Origin of the sequence: Pseudoalteromonas sp. CO342X, from assembly GCF_004208915.1 — a bacterium.
GTDB lineage: Bacteria > Pseudomonadota > Gammaproteobacteria > Enterobacterales > Alteromonadaceae > Pseudoalteromonas > Pseudoalteromonas maricaloris.
The window spans coordinates 55,010-78,881 of sequence record NZ_SGPH01000038.1 but is presented as its reverse complement, the minus strand read 5'-3'; the positions used below and the strand labels follow the sequence as shown (position 1 = coordinate 78,881).

Sequence of the window (23,872 nt, the reverse complement as noted above, 5' to 3'; positions counted from 1 at the left end):
GTGTTTTTTTGTTACCAACCAATGTAACACATTATAATGGGAAGTGTTTTGTCTTTCTGTGCTGATTATTCAATTATCTTGGCTAGTTTAGTTTTGTTCACCGTGTGTCGTGCACAAGGAACAGGTATTGGAAAGCGAAGATGAGCATAGAAAGAAAACATAGCACTATAAAAAAGGCACTTTTATTTAGTGGCCTATCAACTATGGTAGTAACCAGTTGCGCTAGTTATTGGTTATGGGATCGACTGAATTCTGCTCTGCCTTTATTAAATGGTGAAGTTAATCTTCCACATATTGAAAATGAAGTTGTTATAGACAGAGACAGAAGCGGTATGCCATCCATTATTGCACAGACAAGAATGGATGTATCTCGAGCTATGGGCTTCTTACATGCTCAAGAGCGCTTTTTTCAAATGGATTACCTGCGTCGAAAGGCAGCTGGTGAACTTAGTGCACTTTTTGGTGAGTCTTTTGTTAGTGCTGACAAGGAAGCTCGGCTACATCAATTCAGAAAGTCTGCGCGACAAGCTTATGAAAGTTTAGATGTTAGACACAAGGCACTACTTGATGCCTATGTTGAAGGCGTAAATTCCGGGCTTGAAAAGCTAGACAATACCCCATTTGAATATACTTTGTTACAGGCATCACCAAATCTTTGGCAAGCGGAGGATTCATTCTTAGTTTCTTTTGCCATGTTTATGGAAATGCAAGGCCATGATTACCGTAATACACTTTATCTAAATAAGTTACGACAAAACTTACCACAGGCACTGGTTGACTTTCTGGTGCCGCTGGGTACTTCTTGGGATCAGCCATTAGATACACAACATCTTGCCGCAATATCTATCCCTAGTGCTGAAGTTTACTCACTAAAAAGTGCTACTGACACTAATCAAGACATTCTGGCGTTGCATGAGCAAGCTGATTCTTTATATACAATGGCGTTACAAGATAGCCCTTCAGTTGCTGGCAGTAATAACTGGGCTGTGTCGGGTGCAAATACAAAATCCGGCAAGGCTTTAGTTGCCAATGATATGCACTTAAACCTCAATGTTCCCAATATTTGGTATCGAGTTGGCTTTTCTTGGCACGAAGCGAATGAAGACCGCAAATTAACCGGTGTTTCGTTACCCGGTCTACCGCTGATGATTGCGGGCAGTAATACACATATAGCCTGGGGTTTCACTAACTCTATGGGGGATTGGTCTGATTTGCTGCGGATCCCTGCAGATAAAGGTCAAGAACTAGTCACACATGTTACACAGCGCATTGATGTCAAGGACGCTGAGCCTGTGGAATATGTCGTTGATGTCACTCCTTACGGACCTGTCGTTGAACGTGAACAGAATGGCGATTTATTGGTTTTACGTTGGGTCGCCCATTCATCCTCTGCAGTCAACTTAGGGTTATTGGAAGTTGAGCGTGCATCTAGCGTTGATACCGCGCTGCCTTTATTCAATAACACGCATATGACGCATCTCAATGTAGTGGTGGGTGATGAGCAAGGGAATATTGGCTGGACGATGTTGGGGGCATTACCAAAGAGAGCCCATTCAGTATGGGCTCCCATCGACTATGACAATAAAGAATATGACTGGTCAGGGTACTTAACGACAGATAAATATCCGAAACGTGTTAATCCTAAATCGGGTTTTATTTTTACTGCTAATGCACGAGTCGTTTCAGGTGATGAACTAGATATTATTGGTCGCGAAAACTACGCCCTTGGCGCGAGAGCGCAGCAAATTCATAACGGTCTCAGAGTGATGCATGAGCCTAGTGAAGCCCAGATGTTGCGTACACAGCTCGATAGTCGCGCAATATTTCTCCAGCGTTGGCAGTATCTGCTGCTGTCTATTATGAATGAAGAGTTCATGGCCAAATATCCTGAATTGGCCGAATACCGAAAAATTGTCAATAACTGGAATGGTAAAGCACTTAAAGACTCCACCGGTTATTTGTTGGTGAGAGCATTCAGAACTCAGGTCGCACGCAGAGTTTTTAGCGGCATTCTGAGTGGAGTTAATGAAAGTAATCCCGACCTAAATGTTTTTGACTACTTCAGCTTAACCAGCCAGTGGGAAGGGCCACTATGGAAGTTAGTCAATGAGCACCCTGACCATCTCTTAAATACACATTTTGAGTCTTGGCAAGCTTTGTATGCCGATGCTCTGACTTTTTTGAATGACCACTTTAATAACACTCATGGTTCGATTGCGAATGCCAAATGGGGTGACTACAACAAAGTTGCTATTTCTCACCCTGTCGCTGGTGCTCTGCCACTCATTGGGAGGTTCTTTAATATCCCAGAATACGGTGCTGACGGAGATATCAACATGCCCCTAGTACAGGAGCAAAGCTTCGGTGCCTCGATGAGAATGGGGGTGACACCAGGTGAAGAGCAAAGTGGATTCTTTCATATGCCTGTAGGCCAAGCGTCCAATCCAATGTCGCCATACTGGATGGCGGGGCATGACGACTGGCAAAAAGGGGTATTCTCGCCATTTTTGCCGCAGGAAACCGTTTACTCGCTCAAGCTACTCCCCGCTGAGTCTAAGGAATAAACCATGAAAAACAATAATAAACTCACAGAGGATAAGGGTATGATGCTGACATCTGCACAACTCGATATTTATCTGGATCAAAAACGATATCCAAGCTCACCAAACTATAACATTGGTGGAGTGATAACAATTAAAGAGCCTATTTGTGTGGCCTCCTTTCAACAGGCTATGGCGCAACTAGTGGCTGAAAACGATGTTTTTCACCTCTATTTCCAAGAGCAGATGGGTCAACCAGTTCAGTGTCGCGCTGAAGTTGCGTGTAAGTTCGAATATCTTGACTTTAGTGCCGCTTCTGATGCGAAAGAGCAAGCGAAGCAGTTTGTAAAAACACAGCTAACGCAGCCTTTTGATTTATCTGAACCTGGTTTATATCAAACCTTCTTGCTCAAACTAACGAGCGACGAGTATTGGTATGTACCGATTGCGCATCACTTGGTTACTGATGGATTTGGTTACAGCAACTGGTTTGATACGTTATTTAGATATTATTTGGCACATAAAGATGGAAACGGCATTGTTGAGCCTATCCAGCTGACGCAGTTTGAACACGTTGTCGATTATATGCATCACAATGTGGATATTAGTGCTGCAACAGCAGACTTCTGGCAGCAAAAGTTCAGCAGCCAATTGCCAGATAGAATGTTTGTTCCCAAGCAGCTAAATACCCCCCTGATGCATGAGAGCTTTTTGAGCCAGTATGCGATTGCTCAGGCAGACTATACTAGCCTATCTGAGCTGGCAAAAAACATGGGAGTCCGTATACATCATCTGTTTATGGCAGCTATCTCATGTTATTTAAACCTTCAATATCATACATCTGACATTATTTTGGCTTTGCCGTTTCACAATCGTGATAAAGCCACCGTGCGAGCAATTGGCGGCATAGTCTCTGTTTTACCAATGCGTTTTGGCATTGATCAACAGTGGACCATGGCTGACCTTGCGAGTGAGATCCGCACGCAAATGCGAGATGTCTCAAAGTTTAAGAAATATCCGGTAAGTAAAATTGTTGAGCACGCTCGTCAGTTGAAGCCAGACCTTGAGCGCTTATTCGATGTCCAGTTCAATTATCAAAAGCTAGATTATAAATATGCAGACGGACAGATAGACGCCGAATCAGAGTTTATTCCTCCTGGGGTGGAAACCACACCTTTGTTATTCAATCTTTGTGAATATGGCGACCATCAAGATGTGATTTTACAGATTGAAGCAAATCGCGCATTTTTTGATGAATCTGATGTGGCAGTCATATTCGAACGTCTGTTTGCTATTTTGGAAGCTATACGTCACAACCCAGAGCAGCAGATCTCAGGCTTTAACTTTTTCAATGAGCAGGACTTTCAGGCTTATCAAACGCTAAACGGCAGCTCGGAAGCGTGTGACAGTAGTAGCCTAGTGCAACGTTTTAATCAGCAAGTAACAGACCGCCCAAATAGTATTGCGCTAGTTGTTGGTGAATCTACTTGGACTTATCGCGAATTAAGCGAAAAAGCGGTGCAAATAGCTGAAATTTTAACGTCACAAGGGCTCCAATCCGGCGATTGTGTAGGGTTATGCCTCGATCGCAATGAGAATATGGTTGCCACGTTATTAGCTTGCTTATCTATAGGCGTAACCTATGTACCGCTAGACCCTTCTTATCCGCTTGATCGTCTGACCTTTATGTTTACTGATAGTCAGGCTGCGCTGTTGGTGACTGATACGCAGGTATCGAAAACGACTCCGATTGATGCTAAACGTACATTACTTATTGACCAATTAACCGCCGATATAGAGGCGCCAAGGCAGCATAGCCTTAGCTTTTTGACAGAACGTGAAGCTGTGGGTGCTTATATTTTATACACTTCAGGGTCTACGGGTCGTCCTAAAGGCGCATTGATTGCTCAACGTAGTTTAGACAACCTCATTGGTGGCATGGTCGCGCGCCTTGAACTTACAGAAGCATGTCATTGTTTAGCAACAACAACGATAGGGTTTGATATTTCGACTTTGGAAATATTTGCCCCTTTGGTTGTTGGTGGCAAAGTCACGTTGGTTGGACATCAGATAGGTAAGGATGCACTTAAACTCGCAGCGTTTGCAAATACATCTGAGTACAACTTATTCCAGTGTACTCCAACGATGTGGCAAGCCTTAGTTGAGGCTGGTTGGCAAGGAAATGCTCAAGCGACATTGGTCACTGGTGGTGAGCCGCTTTATCCAGCACTTGCAGAGCAAATGCTGTTGCGATCGAAACGAGTTATTAACGGTTATGGGCCAACGGAAGCAACCGTGTACTCCTTGGTTGAAGAGGTGCATAGAGACAAAGATGGTATACCAAGTTGCCGGTTATCAAGATCACTTCCTAATTACCGTCATTTTGTTGTTGATACTCGAGGGCAGCTAGCTCCGGTTGGTGTGAGTGGTGAGCTATGTATTGCGGGCGATGGTCTTGCGCTTGAATACATAGGTCGACCTGATATTACTGCTACTCAGTTTGTGCACTTGCCTGCAGTTGCCAACGAGCGACTTTATCGAACAGGGGACTTAGTCACTTTACACCGCTCCGGTGAGATTGAGTATTTAGGTCGTATCGATCATCAGGTAAAAATCCGTGGTTATCGTATTGAATTGGGGGAAATCGAAGAAAAGCTATCGCAACTGACCGGCATTAAGCAGGCGGTGGTGACCACGCATGGTGAGCGAGGTAGTGATGTAAAGCTGGCTGCGTATGTCATCATGGAGTCTAGTGCTGCACTTGATGTTGAGGCCATACGTACTGCGCTTGCAGCTGAGTTACCTAACTTTATGGTGCCTCACTTTTACACCGAAATGAATGCATTTCCATTGACTTCTAGCGGCAAGGTAGACCGCAAAGCGCTGCCTGAACCCGCACATCGAGAAGTTGAGTTTCTCGCAGCAACAACTGACACCGAGCATTTGTTAAGCACGATTTGGCAGTCGCTATTTGAGCGAGATGCAATTAGCGTGACACATAACTTCTTTGAGCTGGGTGGTCACTCTTTATTAGCCATGAAGATGTTTGGTCAGATAAGACAAAGATTACAAGTGGATCTGCCACTTGCTTGCATCTTTGAACAGCCAACGATTAGGCAGTTGGCGAGCAAAGTCGATGCGATGTTGGAAGATCAATCGTATAGTCCGGCGACTCGCAATCTGACTAAGTCGGACATCGAACGTGGACATCCTTTATCGCGCTCTCAACTGTCAATGTGGGTGATTGATAAGCTCAGTTATGGCACGGCGCAATACAATATGCCCGGAGTATTTTCCATCACTGGGGCATTGCAGGTTAGTGCATTACAGAATGCGTTAGCGCAGCTAGTTAGCCGCCATGAAGTGTTACGCACAGTGTTAATCGATGACGATTATACGGCTAAGCAATACGTACTCGAAGACTATAGCTTTGATGTGCCAATGATAGACCTCTCGGGTAAACAAGATGTGATGTCCAGTGTTGAACATTTTGTTGAAGCCGAAGCGAATATGCCTTTTCAACTAGATGTGGGTTTAAAAATTCGCGCCAAAATTATTAAAACTGCGCCGGAACATCACTTTTTGCTACTGACTTTGCACCATATTGCCGCTGATGGATGGTCTATCAACATCTTAACCGAAGAGCTGAAGATGCTTTATCGCAGTGTGTTGAGAAATGAAGCTGCTGAACTGCCGACTCTGGATATTCAATACAAAGATTATGCGCATTGGCAACATCAAAACATTCAGGACGGTTTACTGGATGCGCAATTAGAGCATTGGCTTGACTTTTTGGCGGATCATCCACAAGTGCATGGTTTGCCGTTGGATTATCCTCGACCAGCACAACCTTCATTTGAAGGGCGTAGCTACAAGTTGACTATTGATAGCCAAATGCGCTCGCAGTTACAGGCTTTTTGTCAGCGTAAAGACATGACGCCGTTTATGGTACTACAGCTCGTGTATGCCCTTTTAATCGCAGAGCAAAGTGGCGAAAGCGATATCCTAGTTGGCACACCTGTAGCGGGTAGAAATCATCCTGATATCGAAGGATTAATAGGGTGTTTCACTAATTCAATAGTACTTCGCAATAGGATTGATTTTGGTCGACCCCTTGAAGACTTATTGGCCGAGTCCAAACAGTCTGTGATGTCTGCTTTTGATAATCAGGATGTTCCCTTTGAACTATTGGTAGAGCGATTAAATCCCGAACGCAACCAAAGTTACAACCCGATCTTTCAGCTTTGGTTTGTTTACCACAGCCAACAATTCAACCCGATGACGTTGGATAATTTAAAAGTTGAGCTGGTGGAGCCTCATACTCCAAGCGTTAACTTCGATCTTTCATTGTCGGTATACGAACAGGAAAGCACATTAACACTGGATTGGGAGTACCGCCCTGAGTTGTTTAACGTCGATACGGTAGCGCAATACGCCGCGCGCTTTAAGGCTATTTTGCAATGGTTCCTTGAAGGGTCTGACACGTTAATTCCTTTGACACAAATGTCCTCACAAAATATTGAAGTGCCAATCGTTGAGCAAGGAGTGTTTGCTGCACGAGTGGTCGCAAATGCTACCGCCAGTCCTCAGTCAACGGCAGTGGTAAACGAAGGACAAACAGTTGCTCAGCAAGCCCTGTTTGCCAAAGTTAGACGCATGCGCGCTTATTTAGATGCTCAAGGCGTAAAACCAGGTTATTCGGTAGGGGTTTGTTTAGAACATGGTTTGGCTTTATTAGTCACTCAAATGGCCTGCTTATTCAGTGGTATCACCTTTATCGTATTAGACCCAGATAGTGATACACAGACGATAGATGAAGCAATCAAGCGTTTTAACCTGGAATTCGCGGTTACGCAGCGTCATTTAGGATCATTCTTAGCTGATACACCGGTAAAAGTGTTGGATACAACAGAAGCGCTGGCTTTTAAGGTACCGACAGGGTTTCTTGAGCCAGAAGCAAAGTTATCGATTCAGCCTATTTGTATTCTGTATCCGGGATCCGATAACGAAATAGCACTAACACAACACGATCTCGTCATGCTATCGGGCAAGCTCACCAATGAGCTTCAACCACAGCAGAGTCACAGTAATAAGTTTATTTGGAATGCATCCGTGTCCTTCGATTGCTCTGTCATGGCGCTATGTCTAATGAGTATTGGCTTCGAATTACATATCGTTGACACCAAGACTCGATACTCAATTACTGAATTGAATGATTACTTAGCATCTCAACAAGTAAACCTGATTGAGCTGACGCCTGGGTACTTAAATTTAATGCACAGCCAAACTGGGCTTACGTTTAGTCACACAACGGATCTGCTTATCAATGGTACAGAGGTGGATACACACCTGACTGAAATCCTAGCGCAATATCAAGCAACATCAGATGCCAAAGTGATAGCAGTCAACGCACTTTTTGAAGAGTTCCGCTTAATCAAACTTAACCAGCTATCAGCGTCAACTCAGCATGTTGGCAGTCTTGCACAGACTCAAAGCAAAGCCATACAACTGCGCGAACGCATTATAGATATTTTGCATGATATTTATGCATCGTTACTAAAAAAAGACCAAGTCAAAGTCGATGCAGGGTTCTACGAATTAGGAGGTAATCCATTACAAGTACAGGGTTTATGTTCATCTTGTGAACAGCATTTTAACTTGGGACTAAATGTGTCGACATTTGCCAGTGGTCCCTCTGTTAGCCAATTGGCAGAACTAATCTCATCCATTTTTAACAATCAAAGTATGGCCAGTCCAACGATGACAGCTACTACTTCGCCGCAAACTTTAAGGAAATAACCATGAACACACAAACAATAATAAATCAATGTCTTGAGCAAGGAGTTCGACTCTCTGTAGAGAACGGCAACTTGCAAATCGATGCGCCAAAAGGCGGATTGAGCAATGAAATGATCACTATTTTACGAGAAAATAAAGCGCAGCTTATTGAGTTCATTAATAAATTTTCAGCACAGAAAAGTGCTGTTGAAAAACAAAAACTCAAGCGTGCGGTGATTGATGGACCTATTCCGCTATCTTTTGCTCAACAGCGCCTTTGGATTATTGACCGTATTGAGCAAGGCTCTGCACAGTACAATATGTCTGCGGCATTTAAGTTAGATGGCAGCCTTAACCAAGCGGCTTTCATTGCAACGATCGATGCCGTGATTGAGCGCCATGAGATTTTACGTACTGTATACAAAGAAACGAACGATAAATGTGAACAGGTGATCCGAGATCAGGTCGATAGTGCGGTGACCATTATTGATTTCACTCACTTGCAAGGAGATGACCTGTACGACGAGATCCGTTCGTTGGCAGAGCAAGATGCGCTAAAGCCATTCGATCTGCAAAACGACACTATGCTGCGAGTTCAGTTAATTAAAGCGTCAGGGTCTGAGCACTATGTGTTGTTTAACATGCATCACATTGCTTCAGATGGTTGGTCTCTTGGTGTGTTAGTCAAAGAGTTCTTAGAAGTATATACCGCGTACAGTCAAGGCAAACCGAATCCGTTAGTTGAGTTGGAAGTACAATATAAGGACTATGCACACTGGCAACGTCAATGGCTACAAGGTGAAGTATTTGAAAATGAAGTGGGTTACTGGCGCGAACAGTTAAAAGACCTACCAGCAACACACAGCCTACCACTAGACCGTAGTCGCCCAGCACAGCAAGGCTTTTTAGGTAATTCATTGCGCCGTGAATTGAGTGTCGCGCTAACGAAAAAACTAGATGCATACTGCCAACAACAGGGCGTAACACAGTTTATGGCGCTGCAAACGATTTATGCTTTATTGGTTGGTCAGTGGAGCGCCGAAGAAGATGTCGTTATGGGGACGCCAGTCGCAGGTCGTATTCACCAAAACGTTGAACCACTCATTGGCTTCTTCCTAAACAACCTAGTACTACGTACCGACTTGTCAGGTAATCCAAGTTTCAATGAACTTATCGCCAGCAATAGAACTACGCTATTAGAGGCATTTGAACATCAGCACCTGCCGTTTGATGCACTTGTTGAAGACCTGAATCCTGAGCGTAGTAGCAGTCATCAACCTATGTTCCAGCTGTGGTTTGTACTACAAAACCATGATAGCGGTACGTTCCAGCTCCCTGGTTTAGAAATGTCGGATCCGGAAGAAATCCTCTCAGGTGTTGACGTAGTCAACTTTGATATCTCGCTAAGTGCCGCGGTGGAAGAAGGAAAGCTAGTACTGGTTTGGCAATATAAATCAGAGCTGTTCGACGCACATACCATGGAGAACTTTGCTCAATCATTTGAAGCGTTGCTAGCAAATGCTATCGCTAATGGAGACGAGAAAATCTCGACAATTTCTGGTGTGACAGAAGGTACTCTACAGCCTTGGCAAAATGCGAATGAACATACCTTTGAAAACAAAACCAATCTGATTAAGTCGATTTTTGAATTCGCACAACAAAATCCAGATGCAATCGCGTTACGAGTTGAAGATGAAGCTATTAGTTATGGTGAGCTTGCAGCGAAAGTCAGTGAGTTTTCTCAGCAGTTAACAGCGCTAGGCGTGGTAACTGAGTCTCCTGTCGGTATTTGTGTTGACCGTAGTATCGAACAGCTAATTGCCCAACTAGCGGTGATGCACGCGGGTGGCGCATATGTTCCACTAGATGCTGGAGCACCTAATGATCGCATCGAATACATCATCGCTGACACTGGACTACATATCGTTGTTGCTCAGTCTCATTACAACGATAAATTCAAAGACATTAATTGTCAGACTCTGACTATCGATCACACACAGTTGGTGGCAACTGGTGAGATCAATGTCGACGATATCAACTTGTCAGCTGAGCAATTGGCTTACGTGTTATATACATCAGGCTCAACTGGTAAGCCAAAGGGCGTGGCAGTTCAACACGGTAACTTGGTGAATCTTGCAAACAGCATGAAGCTGCTGTTGTCTGAGCGTGGGGTTTCAGGTCAATATCGCTGGGCATGGAACGCGCCGATGATTTTCGATGCTTCTGTTCAGGCTCTGACTCAGTTGGCTTTTGGTGTGGAGCTTAATCTACTAAAAGATGAATTGCGAAAGGATCCAAGCAAGTTACTTAGTTACCTTACCGAAAATAAAATCGACGTACTCGATACCACCCCTGCATTAGTTGATTTAGTGCTTCGTGAAGCCAATGAGCAGGGAATTGCATTGCCGAATTTATTAATCGGTGGTGAGGCTATCAGCTCTGAATTATGGCAAAAAGTGGCATCACATGCTTCTGAACATCAACGTTTTGCGCTCAACGTCTATGGGCCTACAGAATGTACTGTTAACGCGACTTTCTCTGATATTACCGCTGAGTCTGTACCAAATATTGGGCGTCCATTGCCGAATTGCCAGACTTATATTTTGAATGATGCACTAGCACCGTTAGCGGCTGGCGCAAAAGGTGAAATATACATTGGTGGTGAAGGGGTTGCTCGTGGCTACTTTAACAATGATGTGTTAACTGAAGAGCGTTTCATCGAGTCTGCTACTTTTGGTCGTATCTACAAAACCGGTGACTTAGGGCGTTGGCTGGCAGATGGCACTATTGAATACCTAGGACGTAGTGACTTCCAAGTTAAGTTACGTGGTTATCGTATCGAACTAAACGAAATTGAGTCTGTTATTTTGGAAGATGCGGGTGTAACTGATGCCGCAGTACTCGTCAAGGATGAACAGCTAGTCGCTTACGTGGCAGGTGCAGATGTAAACCAAAATAGACTCAGTGATTGGATGAAAGCAAAACTTCCTGCTTACATGGTTGCTGCCGTCATCATTGAAGTTGAAGAAATCCCGTTAACGAAAAATGGTAAGCAGGATCGTAAAGCGCTACTTAGCATTGAGCTTGAAGAAGTGATTGATGACTACATTGCGCCAAGATCAGAGATGGAAGCGCGTTTACAAACCATTTGGCAGGATTTATTGGGCAAAGAGTCTATCAGCATGGACGACAACTTCTTCGCTATCGGCGGTCACTCTCTATTGGGGATCCGAGTTGCGAGTGCCTGCCGTGAGCAACTTAGTATTGAAATACCATTAAAAGTGCTAATGGAAAACCCAACTATTCAAGCACTTGCTGAACAGTGTGAGCTCTATGAGAAACAAAAGTTGGTAATGTCTAGCAGCGTCGCGCGTGATGATGACGAAAGGATGGTGATATGAGTGTAGAGCACATCATTGAACAGTGCTCTACTTTGGGCCTCAGGCTGTCTACGGACGGCCAGAGCCTGAATATCACTGGCGAAAAGAGTAACCTGATCCCTGAACTCATAGCGATGCTTAAGGAAAATAAAACAGCTCTGATTACATATATTCAGCGGTTTGCTGCGCTAGAAGGTGAACGGCAGCGTTACCGTATTACGCCAGTAGATAGAAATGGGCTTCTGCCCGTTTCTTCTGCACAACGCCGAATTTGGTTATCACAGCAGATGTCAGATGCTACGGCGACTTACAATATGCCAAATGGTGTGCACGTAGTTGGAGAGTTTGACGAGCTTATGGCTCGTCAGACAATGCAAATGATAGTTGCTCGTCATGAAGCATTGCGTACTGTTGTACATTACCAAGGTGAACAGCTGGTGCAAACGGTACGTGAAGCGGGCGATGTTGACTTTATTATTGAAGATTATAGTCATTTATCAGCTGCAGAAAGCGAGGCGCTTGCACTTGAGTTTGTACGTAAGGATGCTGACAGGCCTTTTAATCTTGAACATGACCTCATGCTTCGAGGTGGTTTTTTAAGGCAATCTCCAGAGCGGGGTATTTTGTTCTTCAATGTCCATCACATTGCTGCTGATGGCTGGTCAATGGCATTGTTACTTGACGAATTCAAGCATATTTATAACGCTTTATTTCATGGTATTGCGCCACAGCTTCCCGACGTTGCAGTGCAATATGCCGATTATGCAAATTGGCAATCAGAGATGCTACGTAGTGATAATGTGGAGGGATCAAAGACCTACTGGCTAACTCAATTACAGGATTTGCCAAGCGTTCATAGTATCCCATTGGACTTTTCGCGACCGGCATCTACCGGTGGTAGAAGTGACTTTAGAGTTGCACAGTTATCAGCTTCTTTAAGTCGCAAACTAAAAGCGTTGGCGACAACACGGCAAACATCATTATTTGTGCTGTTTCATGCCGCTATTTCAGTGGTACTGGGGCGCTACGCAGGTAGTGACGACGTTGTCGTGGGCACGCCAGTGGCGGGTAGAAAGCAAAAAGAACTAGAAAAAACGTTTGGCTGCTTTATTAACAACTTAGTGTTGCGCTTACGCCTAGACTCAAAGCAGTCATTTGCCCAGCTGTTGTCGGCAGCCAAACAAGTGAATGAATCTGCGCTTGAGCATCAGGATATTCCATTTGAATATTTAGTTGAGGCGTTAAAACCAGAGCGTAGCAATGGTTATCATCCGCTGTTTCAAATTGCGCTCGTACAGAACAATCTAGATATTAGCACAGAGGCAGAGATCCCATTGGCGGGAGAGGTCGTGTTGCAATCGTTTGACTCAGCAGAGCTAAGCGCAAAATACGATATCCAAATAAACATCGTTGACACAGTTGATGGCATTCAAGTGAGCTTTTCATTTGACACTAACCTGTTTAAGGTCGAAACCGTCGCGAGAATGACCCGCCAGTTACAGATCATTTGCAAGCAAATTGCTGACAATATTGATACTCCTATAGAGAAACTTGTGCTGATTGATGATGCCGAACTTACTCAGATACAAGAATGGGAGCAATCCGTTGCATATCAGGGAAATAATTTACCTATTCATAGCTATGTAGAGCATTGGGCAGGTAGCAACCCAGACAAACCAGCTATTTGTGTCGCCGGTAACACTCTGAGTTATGGAGAAGTAAATACCCGAGCGAATCAATTAGCAAGATACCTACAAAGCCAAGGTATAAGTAAAGGTGCATTCATTGGCGTGACATTCGAACGTTCTACGGAGCTCGTGATTGCCATGCTCGCGATTGTCAAAGCTGGCGCGGTTTACGTCCCTCTAGATCCCGATTATCCAGCGGCTAGGCTGCAATATATGATCGAAGATACGGCGCTAGAGCAAGTATTGACTACGACAGCGTTAGCACCCATTTTTGAGCAGTACGAGATTGCTGTCGTGGCAGTTGATGCGCTAGAGGTTGAAGCTGAAATTGCAACTCACAGTGGTACTAATCTTGATTTAACTACCAGTGGCGATGATCTTGCCTACATTATTTACACCTCTGGATCGACAGGTAAGCCAAAGGGGGTGATGGTTGAACACTTAGGTATTGAGCGATTAGTACACAACCCTAATTATGTCTCATTGAGTTCGGCTGAAAATATCTTATTCATTTCCAATACCGCGTTTGACGCTGCCACATTTGAGATTTGGGGAGCATTGGCAAACGGTGCAACATTATATGGGATGGATAAGGCTTGTTTACTTGATGCCAACCGCTTTGCTGATGAAGTTCGTCGCATGAACATTTCCACAGTGTTCATCACTGTGGCGCTATTTAATCAAATCATTGCTATTCGTCCAGATGCATTTGCCTCACTAAATAATGTCATGGTTGGTGGAGAGAAACTCGATAAATATACTATTGATCGCGCGTTAGCTAATGGTAAGCCCATGCGTTTATTGAATATTTATGGACCGACTGAAAATACGACATTTAGTACTTACTATGAAATTGAAGAAGTAGGGAGAGTCCAATATCCAATCGGTAAGGCAATCTCAGGTACGGGTTGTTATATTTTGGATGCTGAGCAGCAACGCAGTGCCGTTGGCGTTGTTGGTGAGCTGTACTTAAGCGGAATAGGACTTGCCAGAGGGTACTTAAACAAACCTGATATGACAGCAGAGCGTTTTGTCCATGTTGATTCAATTACGAGTGAGCGACTTTATCGCACCGGCGACATGGTTAAGTGGGATGAAAATGGCAATGTTTGTTATATCGGCAGAACCGATAATCAGGTAAAGATCCGCGGATTTCGTATCGAGATCGGTGAAATAGAGCAAGCGCTAACAAATCTAACCGATGTCAAAGAGGCCGCAGTACAAGTCGAAACTGAGGGTGGGCAAAAAAGCTTGATTGCTTATGTAACTTGCCATCAGGTACAGAGTGTTGAGGCGATTAAACAGGCACTTACTCCGTGTTTGCCTTTACATATGCTCCCGGCTCAGATTGTACTTTTAGAAGCGATGCCACTTACCGCAAATGGCAAAATAGATCGTGCCCGCCTGGTGCGTGAGCAAAGTAATACGGCTATGAAACTGACACCACCCTCTAGCGCTTTAGCGAGTGTAGTTGCCAATATTTGGGCTGTTGCTCTGCAGCTTGCGCCAGAGCACATTGGCATGGAAAGTAATTTCTTTGAACTCGGCGGCCATTCGCTACTGGCGATGAATGTCGTGCACAAAATTCATCATGCTGCACAATCTGAAGTGCCTGTGCAATGTTTATTTGAAGCGCCTACACTGGCTCAATTTACCGAATTAGTCGCGCAATATCAGCATACCACTAGCTTACTTAGCGTCACCAAAGCGCCAAGTTCGGAGCAGGGGTATCCCTTGTCGGCAGCACAGCGCAGAATGTGGTTTATCGACCAACTTGGTCATGGTAGTACGCAATATAATCTAAATTATCAGTTTGAAGTTCGCGGTGATTTTAACATTGATTCAGCCGAACGCGCGTTTTTAAGCCTGCTTCAGCGTCACGAAGTATTAAGAACGTCTTACCATGAAACCGATGAAGGTGAGATACAGCAGGTTCAGCCAATTTCAGCATTTACTATTGCTCACTACCATACTAGTGCAGAACACTATGCTGATGAGTTAATGAGAGTGCAAAGTGAGTTGAATGAATCATTTGATCTCACCAGTTCTCCGCTGATACGCGTGGCTTACATTGATGGTGCTGCGCAAAATTCGGGTACCTTACTATTGTGCTTGCATCATATTGCTACCGATGGTTGGTCGATGAACATCTTGTTTAACGAGTTCGCCGAACTCTACCGTGGTGAGCAAGAAGGTAAGAAGCCAAACTTGCCGCATAATGCGCTTAATTACACGGATTATGCTGTGTGGCAGCAAACATACTTGACCAGTGAGAGCTGCTTAGCATCGCTTGAACACTGGCAGGAGTGCCTTAAGGATGCACCAGCAGAGCATGGTATTACCTTGGATTTTCCTCGGCCGAAAATTAAACAGCAAGCTGGAGCCGTTGTAATCCAGGTTCTTGCAAAGGCTGAAGCGTTGGCGTTAAAGGATTTTATCGGCACGCATAATCTAACCCCATTTATGTTGGCACATGCAGCGTTGTCGCTTGTTGTTGCACAACATGGCCGTGAATCTCAGTGTGTAATTGGCGCGCCAGTGGCAGGTAGACATGATCAAAAGCTAGCTGATTTAATTGGACTATTTGTAAATACCATTGCACTAACGGCGCACACCGACTTTGCGACTCTGGGAGAGTATTTAGCTCACATACGTGACGTCAATATTGCCGCACAATCACATAATTTGGTGCCTTTCGATTTAGTAGTTGATGCGCTTAATGTGAATCGCTCCGCAGCGATAAGCCCTGTATTTCAGATAATGTTGACTACGGATGGAGAAGATAGCTTCCGGTTTGATAAAGCAGACTCGATAGAGGCTTTATCAGGTGTTGAGTTTACCTCGCTAACGGATGGAAAGATCACAACCAAGTTTGATTTAGATATTCATTTTGAGCTGTCTGACCACCAGTTAACCGTTAATTGGGTATACGACACTAGCCTATTTAAAGCATCGAGCATTGAGCGATTATCCGAGCAGATGATGCAGTTGTTACGCGCGTTGGTAAAAGGTAATTCGCAGCGCGATATCATGACTTTACCAATGAGCGCGTTGACGCTTTGTAACGAAGCTCAAACCACAGCACTACTCGCTAAGTTGAATCCGCTAGACTCAACGCAGCCTGTTGTTGCCGAGAGTTTGGTCACATGTTGGTCAGATACTGTAGCAAAGCACGCTACTAACATCGCGCTTCACTGGCAGGATCAAAATTGGACCTTTCAAGCGTTGGCATCGCGTGTAGCAAAGTGTGCGCAAGTGCTCCAGACAGTTCATGGTATTGAGCGTGGACAGGTTATCGCTGTGCAGATGGACAAAAGTGATGAGATGGTCGTTGCTTTGTTAGCCATTATGACTGCTGGCGCAGCTTACTTGCCGCTAGACCCAAGCGCGCCGCAAGAACGAGTTGATTTTGTGCTAGCTGATGCTAAAGCCAGTCTGTTGATTTCACAGCCAGCTTATCAGACGCGCTTTGATAGCGCTCAGTGCCCAAGCACTACCGTCAATATGTTAGAAGTCGCACAAGTCGCTGGGGAAGTTACCCCTGTTATCGTCTCGGCAGAGGATCTTGCCTATGTGATATACACCTCAGGTACTACAGGGCAGCCGAAAGGTGTCATGGTATCGCACCGCAATGCAGTTTCATTGATGGAAGAGATGCAACGTTGGCCAATATGCCAAGGTGAACAAAACTGGGGATGGAATGCTAACTATGTTTTTGATGCGTCATTGCAGGGGTTATTGCAGCTGATAGCTGGAATGGCGTTAACACCGATACCAGAAACCCTTAAGTTACAACCACAACAACTGGGCGAATACCTTAGCGACAATAACGTGACGGTATTGGATTGTACGCCAAGCTTAGTCGAAATGTGGCTGGACGAAGACCTAGATGCGCAATTACCAAACCTTATCATAGGCGGTGAAGCCATCTCTGAGTCACTTTGGCAGCGTTTGGTTAAGTGGCAGCACCAGTATGATCGGAAGGCTTTGAACGTTTATGGTCCAACAGAATGTACCGTCAATGCAACGGTTGCTGAAATCTCAGGCTCCTGTCCACATTTAGGTGTGCCGTTATCTAATACTCGTTTGTATGTGTTTGATGATCATCAGAGATTAGTCGCAGAAGGAATGAGTGGGGAGTTATATATCAGTGGTGAAGGCGTTGCAGAAGGGTATTTAGGTAAACCTGAGCTAACTGCCAGCTGCTTTATTGATAACCCGTTTGGTTACCACCAATCATGCCATGCTCGGTTATACAAAACAGGCGATATCGTGCGTTTTTCAGATGGTATTTTGCACTACGTAGGTCGTGCTGACTCTCAAGTGAAACTAAACGGATATCGTATTGAATTGGCTGAAATAGAGCAGCATCTTTTCGCTTTGCCTGATGTTGTAAGGGCACATGTGATGATTAGTTATTTAGCAAGTGGTACTCCTATGCTTGTGGCATATGTACAAGGTGTATCTGAAGTGCTTGATAGTACTGGGTTGAGCGCTACATTAAGTGCGAAATTACCAAGCTACATGATACCTCAACAATATATTGCCATGACACACTGGCCAGTTACTCGCAACGGCAAACTGGATATTTCTGCATTACCACAAGTCGAGGTTGAGCCATCCGGGGACAGTTTAAGCACTGAGACGGAGTGCAAGTTAGCAGAGGTATGGCAAGCAGTATTAAGGCTACCGACGGATACGCTGCTGTTTAAGGGATCGTCGTTTTTTGAGCTAGGTGGCAACTCATTACAAGCGGTCGCGCTAGTCCGAGCAATTAAAAAGACGTTCAATGTGCAGCTCAATGCACTAGATGTTTTCCAGCAGCAAACGTTGAGTTCACTGGCAGCAAAAGTGGATGCAATGGATAGTTATGGTGACCTTAAACAACTTGTGTGTTTGCGTGAAGGCGATGACCAACAACCCCCGATTGTGTTTATTCACCCTGTGGGTGGTCAGTTGACTTGCTATGCACAATTGGTTTCTGAATTGGAAACGAATGCACCTATTTACGGGCTGCAATCCACTACCTTGCAATTTAGATCGATCACTGCGCTGGCCACACATTATCTGTCTTTGCTTGAGGTTGATATCGAGCACCCGAATTATCATCTGATCGGTTGGTCGATGGGTGGAGTAATTGGTCACACCATGCAAAGGTTGGCACAAGAAAAAGTACTTAGTCTGACCATGATTGATTCATATGTTCCTGAGCTACATAGAAATATTGAACAAAGTGAATTACAGCGGTTAGGCGCTTTTGCCGAAGAACTTGGGGTGTCGCTGGATGGCATTGCCGTTGAAGATGTACAGCATTTGGATCACGAGCAACGTCTGGCGATGCTTCATCAGTTGTGTGTGACACAGCACCTAGTCTCTAAAGCGTTTACCTTAATGGATTTACAGATGCAGTGGCAGATATTGAGCCATAACCATGCATTATTTTCAGCCCATACCTGCATTCCTTCTGCATCCAGTGCTCGACTAATTTACGCCAGCGATTTTACGGCTGTAGAGGGATGGTCAACACGTTTATCACATTGTGAAGCATTTGGCATTGAGGACACAGATCATCATGCCATCATGAAAGAAAACGAACTTAAAACACTGATTAATAAATATTTAAACTAAAATATAAAAGGAAATATCCATGTTAAAAGATACTGTAATTTTCAAAGAGCAATACAACGGTCAAATGCCAGCTGCACTTCAGGAGCGTTTTTTACCTGAAGGTCCAGATTTCCCGCTTGTAATTGAAGATACTAGCGGAACACACAGTGCTGCGCAGTGGGTTGCTGACAATGCAGCAAAAATAGATCAGCAGCTGAAACAATACGGTGCAATTCTATTACGTGGTTTTAATCTACAGAATGAAGACGACTTCCGTGACGTCGCAAATGAGTTTATTCCGACGCTCGCAAAATATATGGAAGGCGCGACACCTCGTACCAATCTCGGCAAAGGTGCTTACACCTCAACTGAGTTTCCTAATGAATTGAGCATCGCACAGCACAACGAGTTGTCATACGTTAAACAATGGCCAATGAAGATTGCATTTAGCTGCATGATCCCAGCAGAGGAGCGCGGTGCGACACCTATCGCAGACGTTAGAAAAGTGCATGACTATATTGACGCTGATATTAAAGCCAAGTTTGAACAGCATGGTTGGATGTTAGTACGCAACTATGGCAATGGCTTAGGCCCAACTTGGCAAAAAGCATTCAACACTGATGATATTGAAGAAGTTAAAGCATACTGTCAGAAAGCGGATGTTGAGTTGGAAATTATCAGTGCCGATCAAATCCGTACTCGCCAAGTGCGTCCTGCTATTCGCGATCACATTCATACCGGTGAAAAGGTGTGGTTTAACCATGCTGCATTCTGGCATCCGTCAAGCTTGTGTCCAGTGATTAGAAAAGAGTTGGTGTCTCAATTTGGCGAAGAAGCGTTAACTTATAACACAATGTATGGCGACGGCTCTGTGATCCCTGACGACGTGATTGAGCATATTAACGAAGCCTATAAAAAGGCGACCGTGACTTTCTTGTGGGAAAAAGGCGATGTGTTACTGATGGACAACATGTTGGTATCACACGGCCGTGATCCATTCAAAGGCGAGCGTCGGATTGTTGTTTCAATGGGCGAGCCAGTGGAACTATAAGTTAGTCATGTGGCTCGTGACTGCGAGCCCCAAAATAGCAGGTTTATTATGTTGCTTTACTATATTAAAAAATTCAAAAAGATCATGTTCTTATCGGGGCTCGCTAGTTTGTTTACTGCGGCTACATCGATAGCTTTGTTTCATATGATAGGGGAAAGTGGGGAAACCGGTTTTCAGCCTCTAGAGGTTGTTGTGTTTGCGGTATTAGTCACGTTTCTATTAGCGGCTTCAATGACGACGAGTTACTTTCTCTCTCAATACAGTGCAGGCACAGTAAACAGTGTGCGCCAAAACCTAGTTAGTCGAATTTTGGGAACCGATTACGACAAACTAGAAAAAGCTGGTAGAGCGCGACTATATAACGTTCTGACCAATGATGTGAATGCTATCTCGGGGGCGCTCGCTGAGATGCCAGCTTTCGTTTATAACAGTTTTCTGTTGTTGGCTTGTTTCGGTTATCTGTTTGTACTGTCTGAAGTCATGTTTGGCATTCTTGTATTAGCTGCGTTAGTGTCATTTTTAATCACAAAAATAGTAATGACAAAAATAACCAAGGCCGCGAACCAAATGCGTGAACATCAAGACCATGTATTTGAGGGCTATAAGGGCATTTTAGATGGCGCGAAACAATTAACAGTCAACAAAGCGAGACGCCAGTACTTTTTTGAGAAGCGCCTACAGCCAGTGATGACTGAGTTACGCAGTAGCGAGCGTGAATATGGCTTTGCCTGGGACATTAACCGCAATATAAGTCAGGTGGTGATTTTCATCACGTTGGGCACCATAGTTGCGGTCAGCCATTATCTACAGCGCACTGAATTAGTAATGAGTTATATCCTTATCGTAACTTACATTGCGGCACCATTTGGGTATGTGATGAATCTATGGCAAAACATCGCTCGGGCACGCGTCTCGATGCAAAAAATCGAATCTTTACAGCTTGGCAGTGAGCAAGGTGGATTAACTACGGATCAGCACACCCCGCTTTCAGACAACTGGAATAAGTTAGTTTTTAAAGATGTCTCTTTCGCTTATGAAGCGAAAGGAGAAGATACCGCTTTTTCTTTGCCGAAACTGAATCTGACGTTTAATAAAGGAGAAATTATTTTTATTACCGGTGGTAACGGCAGTGGTAAGTCAACATTCTTACACTTGCTATTGGGTCTTTACACACCCTCAAAGGGCGTAATAAAAGTAGATGAACAGGAAGTGCATGCAGCTCAACTTGATAGCTATAGAGATAAAATTACGATGGTGCTGCCCGATTTCTACCTTTATCGCGAGCTGTTAGACGCCAAAGGCGACCCAGTAGATAGAAAAACGGCGAATACATTGCTGGCTCAGTTTCAATTGGATCACAAGCTAAGCGTGGATGAGGAAGGGTTTTCCGCCACACAGTTTTCTCAAGGTCAGAGAAAGCGTTTGGCATTGATCGCCTCAATTCTCGAAGATAAAGATATCTACGTGCTAGATGAATGGGCTGCGGATCAAGACCCACATTTTAGAGCGCTATTTTATCAAGAATTGCTGCCATGGTTGAAGTCGCAAGGTAAAACAGTAATTGCGGTAACTCATGATGACAAATACTTTCACCTCGCTGATCGCCATATCAAGTTCGATCAGGGGCAGGCAGAAGAGTTGAACCAGAAAAAGCAACAAGCTGCATAATTAAAGGAGCACATATGTTTGATTTTATCAAAGGTCGCAAGACCCCAGAAACACCAAAAAATACGGATATCGAAGCTGTTGGAGCAGAAAGTGAAGTGACCGTGAAAGAATCCCAGTACACCGTTGGTGGTGAAGTGGTGAAAGAGCGCCATGTAACCGTTACCAAAGGCGATGGCGGACCAGCCCCAACCACGCCGACTCCGCCCCAAGTTCCAGCCAAATAAGTGCTGAACATTGAGTGGTGCGAGGCGAAAGCTTCGTGCCACTTTAGCTCACTTTTAGTGTGTTAAAACGATTCAGCTGACTGTGTTGTAGGTACTATTGCATTCTTTTAACGTATTTTTTTGACTAAACCGCTGTGCGGAAGAAAAGTACACTCTTACCTTTCTCACCAATCCTCGCTACAATATTGCGCAATTTGTACTTAGTAAGTGCTTGTTGTCTGCTAAAGCCATTTCAGTATTACGGTGCACAATGAAGTGACCGAATTAAAGACAAGAGTATTGAACCGTACGTTTGTTTTTTGACACAAGAAAAAGGATCCTGTGTTCATGCCGTTAAATACAATTATTCTTGCTGCGGGTAAAGGCACTCGCATGCGCTCTAAGTTGCCAAAAGTACTTCACCCTATCGCTGGAAAGCCGATGGTTCAGCATGTTATCGACAATGCGGTCTCATTGGGCGCGCAGTCTACCAATTTAGTTTTCGGTCATGGTGCGCAGCAGCTACAAGCCGCGTTATCACATAATGAAGTGAACTGGGTGCATCAAGCTGAGCAGTTGGGTACTGGTCATGCTGTCGCGGTAGCAAAGGAGCATATCAGTGATGACGATAAAGTACTGATCCTCTATGGTGATGTGCCTCTCACAAAGCTGAGCACGCTACAGCGTTTGCTGGATGTGACGCCAGCTAAAGGCCTTGCGGTACTCACTGTTGATTTAGCAAACCCGACAGGTTACGGCCGTATGCTGCGAGAAAATGGCAAATTGGTTGGTATTGTCGAACAAAAAGATGCGTCTGCGGAGCAACTTGCTATTACCGAGATCAATACAGGCATAATGGCGGCTAACGGTGGATTATTGAAAAAGTGGCTTGGGCAGCTATCGAACAATAACGCACAAGGTGAATATTATCTCACTGATATCGTGGCGATGGCGCACCGCGAAGGGGTAGAAATTACTTCTGCACAGCCTGATGATGAGATGGAAGTAGAAGGTGCGAATAACCGTGTGCAACTTGCTGCTTTAGAGCGTGCTTATCAAGCTTGGCAAGCTGAAACCTTGATGATTAATGGTGCTAGTTTAGCGGATCCTGCTCGCATCGATGTGCGTGGACAGGTAACAACTGGCGAAGATGTTCAGATTGATGTCAATGTGATATTTGAAGGCCATGTTGAAATTGGCGATGATGTCGTTATTGGTCCTAACTGCGTACTTAAAAACTGTAAAATCGGCAATGGTGTAGTTATTAAAGCTAATACGCTTATCGAAGATGCGCAGGTTGCTGATAAGTGTACTTTAGGTCCATTTGCTCGCTTGCGTCCTGGCGCGATAATGGAAGAAGATTCTCATATTGGTAACTTTGTCGAGATGAAGAAATCTCGTTTGGGTAAAGGTTCAAAAGCTAATCACTTGACCTACCTTGGAGATGCTGAAATTGGGGAAAAAGTGAATATTGGTGCCGGGACCATCACTTGTAACTATGACGGTGTGAATAAGTCAAAAACCATTATCGGTGATAATGCCTTTATTGGCTCTAATTCATCACTAGTTGCACCGGTTGAAATTGGTAGTACGGCAACGATTGGTGCAGGCTCAGTGATTACCTCAAGTGTTAAAGATGAGCAATTGGCAGTCGCGCGAGGAAAACAGCGTAACTTGGATGGCTGGCAGCGTCCAATTAAAAAGTAAAATTCTAACTTTTTCTTTCACAAAGGGCGCAGTAACAGCGCCCAGACATTATTTAACCTCAAATTAAAAAGGTTGCCTTACTTCCGAACGGCATTTAATTTGTGGGGTATGGATACACACACCTGTTGGGTCTGGACTACCTCCAGCAATTAAAGGCGTGGTATTCTGTGCCAATGTCTTACCCTCAAAAGAGAGGCTTTTGAGTTTCTTTTTTTGTAACGTTAGTTTCTTCATATTAATTTCCTTTTTA

The 23,872-nt window shown here is 44.4% G+C and carries 9 protein-coding genes; 8 read left to right on the top strand and 1 reads right to left on the bottom strand.

Annotated features, from left to right (window positions below):
* Window positions 1–140 precede the first annotated feature (140 nt).
* From EXT47_RS17880 to glmU, 8 genes are all read left to right on the top strand, one after another.
* On the top strand, window positions 141–2,564 hold the full coding sequence (locus tag EXT47_RS17880; RefSeq protein WP_130127220.1) for a penicillin acylase family protein: 2,424 nt from the start codon (window positions 141–143) through the stop codon (window positions 2,562–2,564).
* Window positions 2,565–2,567: 3 nt separating this feature from the next.
* Window positions 2,568–8,339, top strand: a complete 5,772-nt coding sequence (locus EXT47_RS17875; RefSeq protein ID WP_130127219.1) for a non-ribosomal peptide synthetase — start codon at window positions 2,568–2,570, stop codon at window positions 8,337–8,339.
* A 2-nt stretch (window positions 8,340–8,341) separates the two neighbouring features.
* On the top strand, window positions 8,342–11,719 hold the full coding sequence (locus EXT47_RS17870) for a non-ribosomal peptide synthetase (protein WP_130127218.1): 3,378 nt from the start codon (window positions 8,342–8,344) through the stop codon (window positions 11,717–11,719).
* Window positions 11,716–19,014, top strand: a complete 7,299-nt coding sequence (locus EXT47_RS17865) for a non-ribosomal peptide synthetase (RefSeq protein ID WP_130127217.1) — start codon at window positions 11,716–11,718, stop codon at window positions 19,012–19,014. Before EXT47_RS17870 ends, EXT47_RS17865 begins: the two co-directional genes overlap by 4 nt.
* 19 nt (window positions 19,015–19,033) lie before the next feature.
* Complete coding sequence (locus EXT47_RS17860; protein WP_017218556.1) at window positions 19,034–20,044, top strand: TauD/TfdA family dioxygenase; 1,011 nt, start codon at window positions 19,034–19,036, stop codon at window positions 20,042–20,044.
* A gap of 48 nt (window positions 20,045–20,092) precedes the next feature.
* Window positions 20,093–21,712, top strand: a complete 1,620-nt coding sequence (locus tag EXT47_RS17855; RefSeq protein WP_039493173.1) for a cyclic peptide export ABC transporter — start codon at window positions 20,093–20,095, stop codon at window positions 21,710–21,712.
* A 14-nt stretch (window positions 21,713–21,726) separates the two neighbouring features.
* A complete protein-coding gene (locus EXT47_RS17850; protein ID WP_130127216.1) occupies window positions 21,727–21,936 on the top strand; it encodes a hypothetical protein in 210 nt (69 codons plus the stop codon).
* Between the two features lie 327 nt (window positions 21,937–22,263).
* Window positions 22,264–23,622, top strand: a complete 1,359-nt coding sequence (glmU, locus tag EXT47_RS17845; RefSeq protein ID WP_130127215.1) for a bifunctional UDP-N-acetylglucosamine diphosphorylase/glucosamine-1-phosphate N-acetyltransferase GlmU — start codon at window positions 22,264–22,266, stop codon at window positions 23,620–23,622.
* Between the two features lie 63 nt (window positions 23,623–23,685).
* On the opposite strand, the gene EXT47_RS23890 is transcribed toward glmU, so the two are convergent.
* Window positions 23,686–23,856 carry a hypothetical protein gene (locus EXT47_RS23890; protein WP_165383827.1) on the bottom strand — a complete coding sequence of 57 codons (171 nt, stop codon included), beginning with the start codon at window positions 23,854–23,856 and terminating at the stop codon, window positions 23,686–23,688.
* Window positions 23,857–23,872 lie beyond the last annotated feature (16 nt).